At 71.5% G+C, this 13884-nt stretch carries 11 protein-coding genes; 7 read left to right on the top strand and 4 right to left on the bottom strand.

Going from position 1 to position 13884, the window contains the following annotated elements:
* Positions 1-22: 22 nt before the first annotated feature.
* Positions 23-832 carry a DNA-formamidopyrimidine glycosylase family protein gene (locus BN1187_RS04455; protein ID WP_040159104.1) on the bottom strand — a complete coding sequence of 270 codons (810 nt, stop codon included), beginning with the start codon at positions 830-832 and terminating at the stop codon, positions 23-25.
* A gap of 113 nt (positions 833-945) precedes the next feature.
* On the opposite strand from BN1187_RS04455, the gene BN1187_RS04450 reads away from it, so the two are divergent.
* Entirely contained in the window at positions 946-1761 is an 816-nt protein-coding gene (locus tag BN1187_RS04450) for a DUF1295 domain-containing protein (protein ID WP_040159096.1), read from the top strand.
* 6 nt (positions 1762-1767) lie between these two features.
* Here BN1187_RS04450 and BN1187_RS04445 read toward each other — a convergent pair whose 3' ends face one another.
* Positions 1768-6324, bottom strand: a complete 4557-nt coding sequence (locus tag BN1187_RS04445) for an ATP-dependent helicase (RefSeq protein ID WP_040159093.1) — start codon at positions 6322-6324, stop codon at positions 1768-1770.
* 72 nt (positions 6325-6396) lie between these two features.
* Here BN1187_RS04445 and BN1187_RS04440 point away from each other — a divergent pair, with 72 nt between their 5' ends.
* From BN1187_RS04440 to BN1187_RS04415, 6 genes are all read left to right on the top strand, one after another.
* Complete coding sequence (locus tag BN1187_RS04440) at positions 6397-7665, top strand: glycosyltransferase family 87 protein (RefSeq protein ID WP_040159092.1); 1269 nt, start codon at positions 6397-6399, stop codon at positions 7663-7665.
* A gap of 60 nt (positions 7666-7725) precedes the next feature.
* A complete protein-coding gene (locus BN1187_RS04435) occupies positions 7726-8568 on the top strand; it encodes a sugar phosphate isomerase/epimerase family protein (RefSeq protein WP_040159091.1) in 843 nt (280 codons plus the stop codon).
* A complete protein-coding gene (locus BN1187_RS04430; protein ID WP_040159089.1) occupies positions 8559-9578 on the top strand; it encodes a Gfo/Idh/MocA family protein in 1020 nt (339 codons plus the stop codon). The genes BN1187_RS04435 and BN1187_RS04430 overlap by 10 nt, the downstream gene beginning before the upstream one ends.
* 217 nt (positions 9579-9795) lie before the next feature.
* Positions 9796-10962 (top strand): Gfo/Idh/MocA family protein, encoded by a 1167-nt coding sequence (locus tag BN1187_RS04425; protein WP_040159088.1) that lies wholly within the window; start codon positions 9796-9798, stop codon positions 10960-10962.
* A gap of 2 nt (positions 10963-10964) precedes the next feature.
* Complete coding sequence (locus BN1187_RS04420) at positions 10965-11816, top strand: sugar phosphate isomerase/epimerase family protein (RefSeq protein WP_082034493.1); 852 nt, start codon at positions 10965-10967, stop codon at positions 11814-11816.
* A 119-nt stretch (positions 11817-11935) separates the two neighbouring features.
* Positions 11936-12169: an RNA-binding S4 domain-containing protein gene (locus BN1187_RS04415; RefSeq protein ID WP_040159085.1), complete on the top strand. Its 234-nt coding sequence runs from the start codon at positions 11936-11938 to the stop codon at positions 12167-12169.
* Positions 12170-12178: 9 nt separating this feature from the next.
* On the opposite strand, the gene BN1187_RS04410 is transcribed toward BN1187_RS04415, so the two are convergent.
* Both BN1187_RS04410 and BN1187_RS04405 read right to left on the bottom strand, forming a co-directional pair.
* Complete coding sequence (locus tag BN1187_RS04410) at positions 12179-12811, bottom strand: hypothetical protein (RefSeq protein ID WP_040159083.1); 633 nt, start codon at positions 12809-12811, stop codon at positions 12179-12181.
* A gap of 354 nt (positions 12812-13165) precedes the next feature.
* Positions 13166-13876, bottom strand: coding sequence for a hypothetical protein (locus BN1187_RS04405; protein ID WP_040159081.1), 711 nt, complete (start codon positions 13874-13876; stop codon positions 13166-13168).
* Between the last annotated feature and the right edge of the window lie 8 nt (positions 13877-13884).

Raw genomic sequence — 13884 nt, 5'->3', positions numbered from 1 at the left:
CGAGGGAGAGTCGGCCGGTGGCTCAGCGCGGTTGGCAGGTCGGGCAGAAGTACATCGTCCGCTCCTGGGCGGGCGGGCCCGCCCACTCCATCCGGATCGGTGTCCCGCAGCGGCGGCAGGGCTTGCCGCGGCGGCCGTGCGCGTAGGTGGTCTGCCCGTGACGGCGGATGCCCGTGCTGGACGGGATCGCGTGCGCGCGGTTGGCGTCGATGAACCGGCGGGCGCGCTCGACCAGCCGGGTGAGGGCGGCGTCGTCGAGGTCCGCCGCGGGGGTGAACGGGTTGATCCGCTCGGCGAAGAGCGACTCGGCGCACCACATGGTCCCGACGCCGGCGAGGTTGCGCTGGTCGATGAGCGCGGCGCCGATCACGGCGTCGTCGGCCTTGAGGTGGGCGACCGCCACGGCGGCGTCCCAGTCGGGGCCGAGGACGTCTGGGCCGAGGTGACCGACCAGGACGTCCTCGTTCTCGGTCGGGACCACGTCGAGCATGCCCAGGCGATGGCCGAGGGCGGTGTACTCGGCGGTGCCCAGCACCGCGCGGATCTGCGGGTCGTTGTCGCGGCGGGACGCGTCCGCGCGCTCGATGCGCCACTGGCCGTCCATGCGCAGATGGGAGTGGATGGTCCACCGAGCGTCGGGGCCGGAGGCGGCCGGGACGAGGAGCCGGTGCAGGATGTGCTTGCCGCGCGCGACGACCTCGACGGTGGGGGCGCCGGTGAGGTCGACCGTCGCGATGTCCGGCCAGCGCAGGTCGCACCGGGCGAGTTCGCGCCCGGCGAAGACCTCGTCGAGCCGGTGCGCCGTCCGCCAGACGGTGTCGCCCTCGGGCATGGTTCCCTCCTCGGGCACAGACGCTACGCCGCGGTGCCCCGTTCGCCAACGCGGCGACGTGCTGACGGCACGGTGCCGGGGAGCCTAGGCTGAGCGCGGCGAAAGGAGCGGCTGTGGGCCTGCTGGGACTGCCCGACCTGTTCTGGTGGCTGATCGTGATCAGCGCCGTGATCTGCCTGCTCGGGTTCTACAAGGACGTGTACTTCTTCAGCGTGGCGTATCCATTCGCGGTGGTGGCGATGGCGCTGACCATTCTCATCGCGTGCGCACGGAACCTGACGCCGTTGTTGGTGGTGCATCTCGCGCTGCTGATCGTGTGGGGGCTGCGGCTGGGGCGCTTCATCCTGGAGCGCGCCCAGACGAGTTCGTACCTCCGCCACCAGCAGCGGGACCCGCGCGGCGGCATGTCGATGTCCGTGCGCGTGCTGGTCTGGGTGCTGGTGTCGGTGCTGTACGCGGTGATGGTCACCCCGGCGCTGCTCGGGCCCGTCAGCGACCGCGACCTCGGGCCGATCGGGACGTCGGACCAGATCGTCGGCTTGGTGCTCATGGCCGCCGGGTGCACGCTCGAGGCGTGGGCCGACCAGCAGAAGTCCGCGGCCAAGGAACGCGAGCCCGACGCGGTCGTCACCGGTGGACTCTACGGCTGGGTGCGCTGCCCGAACTACCTCGGCGAGATCGTGTTCTGGCTGGGCAACCTGATCGCCGGCCTGCCGTACATCGCGTCCTTCGGCCAGGGCTTCGTCGCCGTGCTGGGGCTGCTCGCGCTGGTCTTCATCATGCTCGGCGCGACGAAGCGGCTCGAGGCGCAGCAGCGCGAGCGCTACGGCGACGACCCGGAGTTCAACGCGTGGGTGCTGCGGGTGCCGATCCTCTTCCCGTGGACGCCGGTCTACTCCTTCGACACCCTTCCGCTCCCGAAGCTCTGAGCCGCCTCAGCGGCGCAACCGGACGCCCTTCGGCGTCTGGTGGAAACCCGCCGCGAGCAGCGCGTCCGCGAGCGGGTGCGCCGAGCCGAGCGCGGCCCCGCCGTCCACCTTCTCGACGGTCAGCGCCGGCAGGCGGCCCGACCTGATCAGCCCCGCGAGCGCGGCCGCCGCCTCGCCGAGGACGCCCGCGTCGTCGCTCCAGGTCAGCGCGGTGCGGCCGCCCCGTTCGAGATAGACCACCGGCCAGCCGTCGGACGTCACGACGATCGCGCCCGCCTTGCGGGCCGGCTTGTGCGACTGCTCCACCGGCGTTGCCGGCCAGGGGAGCGCGGCGCCGAACGGGTTGGCGGGGTCGTCGGCCGCGAGCACCGTGACCGGCTGGGGCTTGGCCGCGCGCAGCCGGTCGATCGCGCCGACCGTGGCGAACTGCGCCGCGCCGAGCCCCTCGACGAAGTAGCCGCGGCGGACGCGGCCGGCGTCCTCGGCGGCGCTGAGCACGCGGTAGACCCCGGCGAAGCCGCCCTCGATCTCCTCGGCGGCGACGCTTCCCCTCGTCAGGACGCCGTAGCGCTCCAGCAGCAGCTCGGACGTCACGACCATGCGCTGCGTGGCGGGCGCCGGGTCGGGCGCCACGAGCGACCAGCGACCCACGGCGTCCGCCGCGGTGGGTTGGCGGGGCAGCGTGATGCGGCTGCGGCCGTACCGCCCCCGCGGCGCGGGCGCCCGCACCTTGTGCGTGGTGCGGCCCCCGCCCAGCCGGGCGCGCAGCGGGGCGAGCGTGTCGTTGGTGACCAGGCCCTTCCAGACCAGTTCCCAGAGCGCGTCGGCCGTGGCGCGGCCGGTCGCGTCGCCGACCCGGTTAGCGAGCTGGCCGAAGAAGTACGCGCCGCCGTCGGCCAGCGCGTCGGCCAGTGCGACCTGTACCTCGCCGTCGGGGGACCCGTCGGAGGCCGCGAGCCCGGCCAGGTCGGCGGGGTAGAGCGAGACCCAGCCGTCGTTGCCGGCCAGCGCGCCGTGGCCGCGCCACACCACGTCCCCGGACGCGCACAGTTCGTCCAGCATGGCGGGCGCGTAATCGCGGACGCGCGCCGGGAGCACGAGCGACTCGACGGCGGAGGCCGGCAGCACCACGCCCGCCAGCTGCTCGACGGCGCGCAGCACTCCCTCGGCCCCGCGCGGCCCGGACGCCCCGATGCCCTGCCATGCCGGCAGGAACCGGGCGAAGTCGGCGGCGGGCACCGGCTCGACCTCGGCGCGGAGCGCGGCGACCGAGCGGCGCCGGATCGTCCGCAGCACCCCGGGGTCGCAGAACTCGGTGCCGGAGGCGTCCGGGAGGAACTCGCCCTCGACGAGGCGCCCGTCGCCGACGAGCCGGCGGAGCCCATCGGTCACGATCGCGCGGCCCAGGCCGAGCCACGCGGCGGCGTCCTCGGCGGGGAAGGGGAGGTGGGTACGGGCGTAGCGCACCAGCAGGTCGCCGAGCGGATCGGCGGTGGGCGCGGCGAACGCGTCCGGGACGCCCGGGGGCAGGGCGACGCCGAGGGCGTCCCGGAGGCGGCCGGCGTCCTCGATCGCGGCCCAGCGTTCGGTGCCGCCGGCGCCCACCCGGAGGGCGAAGATGCGACGGGACTCGACGAGCCGGCCGAGCCAGGCCGGGTCGAAGCCGGTCGAGCGGGCCGCCAGATCGTCGGTGCTGAGCGGGCCGAGCTGGCGCAGGAGGTCGGTGACCTCGTCGGCGTCTCGCGCGCGGCGTCCGTCGGCGATGTGTTGCAGTTCCGCCTCGGTGCGGCGCAGCGCGTCGGCGTCCAGCAGTTCGCGCAGGCTGAGCCCCTCGGAGGTGCCGAGGAGTTCGGCGAGCAGGTCGGGGTCGAGGGAGAGGGCCGCGGCGCGCTTCTCGGCCAGCGGCGCGTCGCCTTCGTAGAGGAATTGGGCGACGTACCCGAACAGCAGCGACGAGGCGAACGGGCTCGGCGACGGCGTCCGCACCTCGACGGTGGCCACCTCCCGGGAGCGCACCCGGGTGAGCAGGTCGATCAGGCCGGGCAGGTCGAAGACGTCCTGAAGGCACTCGCGGACGGCCTCCAGCACGATGGGGAACGACGGGTACTGCGAGGCGACCTGGAGCAGTTGCGCGGAGCGCTGCCGCTGCTGCCACAAGGCCTGACGCTTGTCGGGACGTCGCTTCGGCAGCAGCAACGCGCGCCCCGCGCACTCGCGGAAGCGGGACGCGAACAGCGCCGACCCGCCGATCTCGTCGGTGACGATGCCGCGCACGTCGTCGGGGTCGAGGAAGATCAGCTCCATCAGGTCGGCCAGCGCGGGGCCGCCGCCCTCCGCGTCGTCGCCCAGGTCGGGCAGCCGCAGCACGATGCCGTCGTCGGCGTGCATCGCTTGGACGTCGACGCCGTAGCGCTCCCGCAGCCGGGCCGCGATCGCCAGCGCCCAGGGCGCGTGCACGGGCGCCCCGTAGGGGCTGTGGACGACGACGCGCCAGTCGCCGAGCTCATCGGTGAACCGCTCGACGACGATCGTCTCGTCGGTGGGGACGCGGCCGGCGGCCTCCCGCTGCTCGGCCAGGTAGGCGACGAGGTTCTGCCCGGCCCACTCGTCCAGCCCCGCCGCGGCCAGCCGCTCGGACGCCTTCTGCGGCGACAGGGCCGCGATCTCCCGGACGAAGGCGCCCACCGCCTGGCCCAGCTCGGCCGGACGCCCCAGGGTGTCGCCCTTCCAGAACGGCAACCGCCCCGGCTGGCCCGGCGCGGGGGAGACGAGCACCTGATCGTGGGTGATGTCCTCGATGAGCCAGGTGCTGGTGCCGAGCGTGATGACGTCGCCGACCCGCGACTCGTAGACCATCTCCTCGTCGAGCTCGCCGACACGGCGTCCCGGGCCGTCGCCGGCGATGAACACGCCGAACAGCCCGCGGTCGGGGATCGTGCCGCCCGAGGTGACCGCGATGCGCTGCGCGCCGCGGCGTCCGGTGAGCAGGCCGGAGGCGCGGTCCCAGACCAGGCGGGGGCGCAGCTCCGCGAACTCCTCGGACGGGTAGCGCCCCGCCAGCATGTCCAGCACCGACTCCAGGACGCCTCGGGTGAGCGTCGCGAACGGGGCCGACCGGCGGACGAGGGTCTCGAGATCGTCGACGGTGATGTCGTCCATCGCCACGATGGCCACGATCTGCTGGGCGAGCACGTCGAGGGGGTTCGCCGGCACGCTGAGGTGCTCGATCGCGCCCGAACGCATGCGCTCGACGATCACCGCCGACTGCACGAGGTCGCCGCGGAACTTCGGGAAGAACACCCCGTGCGACGTGGCCCCCACCTGGTGCCCTGCGCGGCCGACGCGCTGCAGCCCGGACGAGACCGACGGCGGCGCCTCCACCTGGACGACGAGGTCGACCGCGCCCATGTCGATGCCGAGTTCCAGCGACGACGTCGCCACCACCGCCGGCAGCGCGCCCGACTTCAGCGCCTCCTCGGTCTCCGCGCGCTGCTCGCGGGAGACCGACCCGTGGTGAGCGCGCGCGAGGACGGCCGAGGCGCCGGAACCCTGGCCGGCCTGGCCCATCACCTCGGCGGGCGGTCGGAGTGGGCGCTCACCAGGCTCGTCCTCGTTCCCGGCCGCGGCCTCGGCCCGTTCGAGGCCGATCTCGTTGAGGCGCCCCGTCAGCCGCTCGGCCAGCCGCCGGGAGTTGGCGAAGACGAGCGTGGAGCGGTGGGTCTCGATGAGGTCGGCGATGCGCTCCTCGACGTGCGGCCAGATGGACGCGCGCCGCGGGTCACCGGCCGCGGGGCCGGACAGGTCGTCGGTGGGCTCGCCGATCGCGCCGAGGTCGGGCACGGGCACGACGACCTCGAGGTCCCAGTTCTTCTCCGCGGGCGGCGCGACGGTGGTGACGGGGCGTCCGCCGGCGAGGAAACGGGCCACCTCCTCGGGCGGGCGAACGGTCGCCGACAGCCCGATGCGTTGCGCGGGGGCGTCCAGCAGAGCGTCCAGCCGGTCGAGCGACAGGGCGAGATGCGCGCCGCGCTTGGTGGCGGCGACCGCGTGCACCTCGTCGACGATGACGGTCTCGACGCCGCGCAGCGCCTCGCGCGCCGACGACGTCAGCATCAGGAACAGCGACTCGGGCGTCGTGATGAGGATGTCGGACGGCGCCCGCACGAACCGGCGCCGCTCGTCGGCCGGGGTGTCGCCGGAGCGGACCGCGACGGTGATGTCGGGACGCTCCCCGCCCAGCCGGACGGCCGCGTGCCCGACCCCGACCAGCGGCGAACGCAGGTTGCGCTCCACGTCGACGGCCAGCGCCTTCAGGGGCGAGATGTAGAGGACGCGGCAGCGCCGCTGCGGGTCGTCCAGGCTCGCGGCGGGCGCCAACGCGAGCCGATCGATCGCCCACAGGAAGGCGGCCAGCGTCTTGCCCGAACCGGTGGGGGCCACGACGAGCGTGTGCCGCCCCGACGAGATGGACTCCCACGCGCCGGCCTGGGCGGGGGTGGGCGCAGCGAAGCTCGTCTCGAACCACGCGCGCGTGGCGGGCCCGAACCGCTGCAGGACGTCCATCCCTCACCTCCGCCGCTCAGCGTAGACGGCGGCCCCGACAGAAAACCGGGCGGGCACGGTGGGCTCCATGTGATGGAATTGGTCCCCGTGATCCAGCTTCGAGGACCGCTCCGCGCCGCCGCCCTGGCTGCGCTGTGGGCGGTCGTCAAGGCGTTCAGCGTGTGGTTCTTCGTCTTCCGTACCGACGAGTACAGCGACACGTACTACTTCTTCCTTCAGGTCGAGAAGATGCATGAGACCGGCGGGGGCGTGTCCGCCATCTTCCCCGAATACCCGACGCCGGCCGCGTGGCTGCTGCTGATCCCCGACTGGCTGAGCGACGGCAGCTACCAGGGCTATCGATTCTGGTTCCTCGTGATGGTGGTCGTCGTGGACGCCCTGTTCGTCGCGTTCCTCATCGCCCGCACCAGCGCGATCGGCGTCGCTGGCTGGGTGCTGCTCACCACGCTGTCCGGACGCCTCGCACTGCTGCGCCTCGACATCGTCCCCGCCGTGCTGGCGGGCGTCGCGCTCTTGCTCATTCTGCGCCGCCGGTGGGTGGCTGCCGGGCCGGTGATCGCCGCGGCGACGGCGGTGAAGGTGTGGCCGCTGCTGCTGTTCCCCCTGGCGCTCGGACGCCGCGGGCGCCGCCTGGCCGTGACGCTGTCGACGGGCCTCACGGGGCTGGTGCTGGTCGTGCTCAGCGTGGCGGACGGCGGCTGGTCCCGGCTGTTCTCGCCGTTGTGGTACCAGGGCAAACGCGGGCTGCAGATCGAGGCGGTCGCCGCCACCCCGGCGATGCTGGCCCGCCTCACCGATCCGGCGTTCGTCGTCTTCCACTCGCCGTGGAACGCCTACGAGGTCGCCGGGCCGACCGTCCCGCGCCTGCTGCGGCTGGCGGACGCGTCCGCGGTGGCGGGGCTCGTCGTGTTCGCCCTCATCCTCATCGTCTGGTTCCGTCGTGGCTGTCCGCCGGCGCAGGCCGCCTGGGCCGGGCTGTTCGTCGTCTCGGTGATGATCGTGACCTCGCACGCGCTGAGCCCGCAGTACCTGCTGTGGCTGGCCGCGCCGGTGGCCGTCATGCTGGGTCTGGCCTGGCGGGACGCGTTGGACGCCGACGGCGCCGCGCATCGGGCCGGCGCGACCGGCCTCGGGGTGGGGGAGACGACGGCCGCGCTGGGGTTGATCGCCGTGCTGCAGGGGCTCTCCCTGCTCGTCTACCCCGTCTACTACGACGACCTGCTGTGGCGAAACGCCGTCCGTCCGGTCGCGATCCTCGCGGCGCGCAACGTCGTGCTGGTGGCGGCGACGGCCTGGTTCGCCTCCCGGGCGCTGGCGCGGAAACAACCGCAACCCCGCTGACGCAACAGGGGGATCCACCGTAGGCTGAGGCGGAAGTTCCTGCGACAGAAAGGCCTGGCGATGTGGACCTTGGCCGGTTTCGCCGATGAAATCTCCCACGATCTGAGCGAGCAATTGGCCCTGCTCGACAAGCTGAACATCCACTACGTCGAGTTCCGGAGCGCCTGGCAGACCAAGGTGCTCGACCTCACACCCGACCAGCTCGCCGAGGCCAAGCGTCTCCTGGCGGACGCCGGGGTGAAAGTCTCCTCGGTCGGCTCCGACCTCGGCAAGATCCAGATCACCGACGAGTTCGACGCGCACCTCGAGCGCGCCCGCCACGGCGTCGAGGTGGCCAAAGAGCTCGGGGCGCCCTACATCCGCATGTTCAGCTTCTTCATGCCCGAGGGGGAGGACCCCGACCAGTACCGCGACGAAGTGCTGCGCCGCACGCGCGCCATGGTCGAGCTGGCCGAGGCCGGCGGCGTCACCCTGCTGCACGAGAACGAGAAGGACATCTACGGCGACATCCCGCGCCGCGTCGTCGACCTGGTCACCTCGATCGACTCGCCCCACTACCGGGCGATCTTCGACCCCGCCAACTACGTGCAGTGCCACGTCAAGCCGCTGGACGAGGCGTACCCGATGGTGCGCGAGTACACCGACTACATCCACTGCAAGGACGCCGTCGCCGGCAGCATGAAGAACGGCGTCGAAGAGGTTGTTCCGGTGGGCCAGGGCGACGGGCAGGTGCGCGAGGTGGTCGCCGCGCTGAAGGAGTCCGGCTACGACGGGTTCTTCTCGATCGAACCGCACCTCGGCCAGTTCGACGCGTTCGGCGGCCTCTGCGGCCCCGACCTGTGGACGACCGCCTACGAGGCGCTGACCGGGATCTTCAAGGAACAGGGCATTCAATGGCAGTGAGGAGAGCCGCCGTCATCGGGTGCGGCGACGTCGCGGCAGTCCACTTCGAGGCCTTGGAGACGATCGAGGACATCGAGCTGGTGGCCGTGTGCGACACGGACCCCCACCAGCTGTCCGCGGCCCAGCGCGAGCACGGCGTCCCGGGCTACGCCTCGCACGAGGAACTCCTCGCCAAGGAGCGGCTCGACGTCGTGCACGTCACCACGCCGCACGACCAGCACGTCCAGGCGTCCATCGACGCGCTGGCGGCCGGGGTGAACGTCATTCAGGAGAAGCCCATCGCCCACACGCTGGCCGAGGGCCAACGCCTCGTGGACGCCGCGGCCGGTGCGAACGCCAAGATCGGCATCTGCTTCCAGAACCGGTACAACGTGTCCAGCGTCGAGCTGCGCCGGCTCATCGATTCGGGCGACCTGGGCGAGTTCAACGGGGCCTACGCGTCCGTCGTGTGGATGCGCAGCCCCGCGTACTACCAGGCGCGGCCCTGGCGCGGCCAGTGGGCGCGGGCGGGCGGTGGCCTGCTCATCAACCAGGCGATCCACACCCTCGACCTGGTGCAGTGGTTGTTCGGCGGGGTCACCACCTTGACCGGGCACGCGGCGTCGCGGCGCTACGGCGACGTCAGCGAGGTCGAGGACACCGCGGAGATCCTGCTCGAGCATCCCGACGGCCGGACGACCGCGTTCTACGGGACGCTGGCCGCCCCGCAGCACCGGCCGGTGGAGATCGAGGCCGACTTCGGTAACGCCTATGCCGTGGTGAAGCGGGGCCTAAAGGTGCGCTGGAAGGACGGCCAGTCGCGCGACAAGTACCCCGAGCGCACCGCCAACTCCGGCGGCCGGTCGTACTGGGGCGTCAGCCACGAGCTGCTGATCCGTGACTTCTACGACCAGTTGGACAGCTCCGAGCCGTTCTGGATCACGCCCGACGAGGCGATGAAGTCGCTGCGGATCCTCAAAGAGGTCTACCGGCAGTCGGGGTTCGACGCCCCGCAGAACGCCATTCCCTGATCTCCGCGGCCCGGCACTCGCGCACCGCGCGCCGGGACGAGAGCCGGCCGTCCGGCGTCCTTCGGTCACCCGGGGACGCCGCGCGGCCGGCGGGTCGCGTCGCGCTTATACCACGCTCGTCGCCGAAGCGCAACGATGTTGCGCCGCCCCCTCCCCAAGGTGAGTCCGCTTCCCTAGGGTGGGGCCTGAGACATCTTCCGCACGCAAAGGAGCTGGCATGACTGAGAAGAAGCTTCGCCTGGGCATCATCGGCCTGGGCGCCGAGGGCGGGATGTACGCCAATTTCATCGAGAGCGGCATGGTCCCCACCGTCGAGATCGGCGCGATCTGCGACGTCCTGGACGAGAAGAAGGCGGAGGCCGACCGCCTTGGCGTCCCCTTCTACTCCGATTACAAGGAGATGATCACCTCAGGTGACGTGGACGCCGTCGTCACGACGGTCCCGCACTACCTGCACCCCGAGATGGGCATCTACGCGCTCGACCACGGCGTCCACACGCTCGTGGAGAAGCCGGTCGGCGTGTACACCAAGCAGGCCCGTGAGCTGATCGACTTCGCGGCGACCAAGCCCGAGTTGACGTTCGGGGTGTTCTTCAACCAGCGCACCAACCAGCTGTACAAGGACCTCAAGGCGATGCTCGACTCCGGCGAGCTGGGCAAGCTGCGCCACACGAGCTGGATCATCACCACGTGGTGGCGCCCGCAGGGCTATTACGACCAGTCCGACTGGCGCGCCACGTGGGGCGGCGAGGGCGGCGGCGTCCTGGTCAACCAGGCCCCCCACCAGCTCGACCTGTGGCAGTGGATGTGCGGCGTCCCGAAGAGCGTGTTCGCCAAGTGCGCGTACGGCTTCCAGCGTGACCTGGTCGTCGAGGACGAGGTCAACGCCCTCGTCGACTTCGGCGGCGGCGCCACCGGCACCTTCATCACCTGCACCAACGACATCGCGGGCACCGACCGCCTGGAGATCCTGTGCGACTCCGGCAAGATCGTCGTCGACAACTCCTCCAAGGTCACCGTGACCAAGCTCAAGGAGCCGGAGCAGGAGCTCAGCAAGAGCATGGACATGGAGTCCGTCCGCAAGCTGTTCACCGGCCAGCTCGACCTGTCGGAACTGATGACCACCGAGACCAAGGAGTACGAGTCGGTCTGGGGCGGCCAGCACTGCGAGGTCCTGCGCAACTTCGCCGCGGCCGTGGCCGGCGAGGAGGAGCTGCTGGCTCCGGGCGCCGACGGCATCCACGGCGTGCGCCTGGCCAACGCCATCCACCTGTCCAGCTGGACCGGCCAGGAGGTCTCGATCGAGAACTTCGACGAGGAGACCTACATGACCGAGCTGAACAAGCGGATTCGCGAAGAGGGCAAGTTCGAGGCGAGGAACTGACCATGGCCACGCTTGGCGTGCAGATGATGATGCTGAAGGACAAGGTCGAGCAGGAAGGCATGTGGGCCGTCCTTCAGAGGGTGGCGAATCTCGACCTGAAAGCCGTCGAAGTGTCCCAGATCCCGATGGACGAGAAGAACACCGCGGAGCTGGAGCGCGGCGTGAAGGAACTCGGACTCGACGTCGGCGCCCTGTCCGTCAGCCTCAAGTCCGGGCCGACCGCCACGGGGGACAATCTCGAAGAGCACTACGACAAGATCGTCGCCGACTGCAAGCGGCTCGGGACGCGCTTCGTCCGCATCGGCATGATGCCGTTCGACGCGATGGTCTCGAAGGAGGCCACCGAGGCCTGGGCCGCGGAGTGCGAGCCCCACGCCCAGCGGCTCGCCGCCGAGGGCATCACGTTGTGCTACCACAACCACCACGTCGACCTGCACAAGTTCGAGAACGGGGAGCGCATCTTCGACGTCGTCCGTCGCGTCGCCCCGTCGCTGAACTTCGAGGTCGACCTGCACTGGGTGCAGCGCGGCGGCATGGCCCCGCTCGACATGCTCGAGGCCTACTCCGGCGTCTGCAAGATCATCCACGTGAAGGACTACCGCGTGACGACCCTGCCGCAGGAGGCGCTCGACCTGATGGCCGAGGGCAAGGTGATGGAGGGCTACGACAAGTTCGTCAACATCATCCAGTTCGCCGAGGTCGGCCAGGGCAACATGAACTGGCCGAAGCTGCTTCCCGCCGCCGAGGCGGCCGGCGCGGAGTACCTGTTCATCGAGCAGGACCTGACCTACGGCCGTGACGCGTTCGACTGCATCAAGGACTCCCGCGAGTACCTGAAGTCGATCGGCTACTGAGAACCCCGGACGCCGCCGCGCCGGCGGCCCCGGACCACCAGCGACGGGCCCCGCGCCTTCCAGGTGCGGGGCCCGCGGCGTCCGCCGGGCGGATGCCCCTGCGTGCCAGGATGGGGAACATGAACGACATCGAGACCATCGAGGTCTCCGGGACGATCCGGCTGGGCCAGTTCCTCAAGCTCGCCGGCCTGGCTGAATCCGGCGCTCAGGCCCGCGACGTCATCGCCGAGGGCGACGTCGAGGTCGACGGCAGCATCGAGACGCGCCGGGGACGCCAGCTCCACGGCGGCGAGGTCGTGACGGTGCACTCCGAGAGCGAGGAGCTGCGCGTCCGCGTGGCCGTCGCCGAGTGAGGCGGCGCGTCACATCCGCTTCGCGGACCAGGTGACCCGGCTGAGCAGCGTCTTGCGGACGCCCACGTTGTTCCACGAGTCGCCGACCAACTCGCCGCCGATTCCGGCCATCGTGACGCGGTTGCCCTTGCGGACGACGAGCTGCATGCTTCCCCCGGGGACGTTCTGCCAGCGGCCGGACGGCCGCGTCTGCCACCAGTTACGCAGGGCCAGGCCCTGGGTCCAGGGGCCGTACACGCGGCCATCGTCGTAGCGGACCCGCACGTTGCGGCTCTCGTAGTCGTTGTCGCAGCTCCGCCAGGTGGTCGCCAGATCGTTCATGAAGCGCGTGGCCGCGGCGGTCGACGTGAACTCCAAGATCATCTCCTTGTCGTCGCTCTCGATCCCGGCCGAGCCGATCACGCGGCTGGCGCGCAGCGACTTCAGCGACGCGAAGGAGTGGGTGGTCTTCTTGCAGCTCAACCCCCACGTGGTGGGCGCCCAGTCCTCCTGGTCGGGGCTGTGGTACTTGACGCCCTGGTGCGACAGGCGCGCGTTGAAGGTGAACCGGCCGTAGCCGTCTCGGACGACGGTGGTGGCGAGCGCGGTGGCGCCGGGAGCGGCGACGGCGGGGACGGCGCTCAGGACGGTGGTGGCGGCCATGGCGGCGGCGCCGGCGAGGGCGGCGGCTGCGCGGGCGGTGCGGGGAGAGCGGTCATGGTGGTGCTCCCATCTGGTCGGTCGGGCGGGTGGATCGGGGTCGATCTGGGGACCATCCAAGGGAACGGCTGACGTGCGCGCCAGGGCGGGGCGCTGAGATCTTCCTGCGAAGAACGTGAGGATGCGGAGCCCAGTCTTGGCGTGACGCTCCTTGTCACAGCGATTTCTCAGAGGTGGTGTTCGGGGCAGAGCGGCCCCGGGGGCTCGGCCACGTCCTCTGCCGGGGGACCGAAAGCCCGACGGCGGCACGGTGAGGCCGCGCCGCCGTCGGGATGGATGGAGCCTGGCCCCGGTCGCTCACATCCGGTTGGCCGACCACGTGACCCGGCTGAGCAGGGTCTTGCGGACGACCACGTCGTTCCACGCATCGCCGACCAGTTCGCCGCCGACGCTCGCCATCGTGACCCGGTTGCCCTTGCGGGCGAAGAGCTGCATGTCAGCCCCTGGGGTGTTGTGCCACCGCCCGGCCGTGCGCGCCTGCGCCCAGCTGCGGACGGCGAGGCCCTGCGTCCAGGCGCCGGTGACGCGGCCGCTGGTGTAGCGCTGGCGCACGCCGGCGCCGGCGGAGCTGTAGTCGCAGCGGCTCGCCGCGGACGCCAGCTCTCCCATGAAGCGCTGGGCGGCGGCGGTCGACGTGAACTCCAGGATCATCTCGGTGTCGGCATTCTCGGGGGCCACCGACTGGATCACCCGGCTGGCGCGCAGCGACCTCAGCGAGGTGAACGAGACCGCCTTGCCGCGGCAATTGGTGCTCCAGGTCGCGGGCGCCCAGTCGCTCACCATCGGGTCGTGGTACCTGACGCCCTGATGCGACAGACGCGCGTTGAATGTGAACCGGCCGTAGCCGCGGACGACGGTCGTGGACGCGGCCTGCCCGGCGACCGCGACGGGGGCCGTCTGGTCCGGAGCAGCGAGCGCGGGAGAGGCGCCGAGGAGGGTGGCGCCGGTCATGAGGCCGGCGCCGGCCAGGGCGAGGAGGGAACGAGCTGCGCGGAAGTGCGTGGTCATGGTTGCTT

Origin of the sequence: Nigerium massiliense, assembly GCF_000826085.1 — a bacterium.
Classification (GTDB): Bacteria; Actinomycetota; Actinomycetes; order Propionibacteriales; family Propionibacteriaceae; genus Propioniciclava; species Propioniciclava massiliense.
This window is presented reverse-complemented; position numbering and strand designations above follow the sequence as displayed.

Coding starts and splice junctions, on each gene's coding strand:
- BN1187_RS04435 (WP_040159091.1), top strand. CDS start 7,726: ATGTGGACCTTGGCCGGTTTCGCCGATGAAATCTCCCACGATCTGAGC.
- BN1187_RS04420 (WP_082034493.1), top strand. CDS start 10,965: ATGGCCACGCTTGGCGTGCAGATGATGATGCTGAAGGACAAGGTCGAG.
- BN1187_RS04405 (WP_040159081.1), bottom strand. CDS start 13,876: ATGACCACGCACTTCCGCGCAGCTCGTTCCCTCCTCGCCCTGGCCGGC.
- BN1187_RS04415 (WP_040159085.1), top strand. CDS start 11,936: ATGAACGACATCGAGACCATCGAGGTCTCCGGGACGATCCGGCTGGGC.
- BN1187_RS04425 (WP_040159088.1), top strand. CDS start 9,796: ATGACTGAGAAGAAGCTTCGCCTGGGCATCATCGGCCTGGGCGCCGAG.
- BN1187_RS04455 (WP_040159104.1), bottom strand. CDS start 832: ATGCCCGAGGGCGACACCGTCTGGCGGACGGCGCACCGGCTCGACGAG.
- BN1187_RS04445 (WP_040159093.1), bottom strand. CDS start 6,324: ATGGACGTCCTGCAGCGGTTCGGGCCCGCCACGCGCGCGTGGTTCGAG.
- BN1187_RS04410 (WP_040159083.1), bottom strand. CDS start 12,811: ATGGCCGCCACCACCGTCCTGAGCGCCGTCCCCGCCGTCGCCGCTCCC.
- BN1187_RS04440 (WP_040159092.1), top strand. CDS start 6,397: ATGGAATTGGTCCCCGTGATCCAGCTTCGAGGACCGCTCCGCGCCGCC.
- BN1187_RS04430 (WP_040159089.1), top strand. CDS start 8,559: ATGGCAGTGAGGAGAGCCGCCGTCATCGGGTGCGGCGACGTCGCGGCA.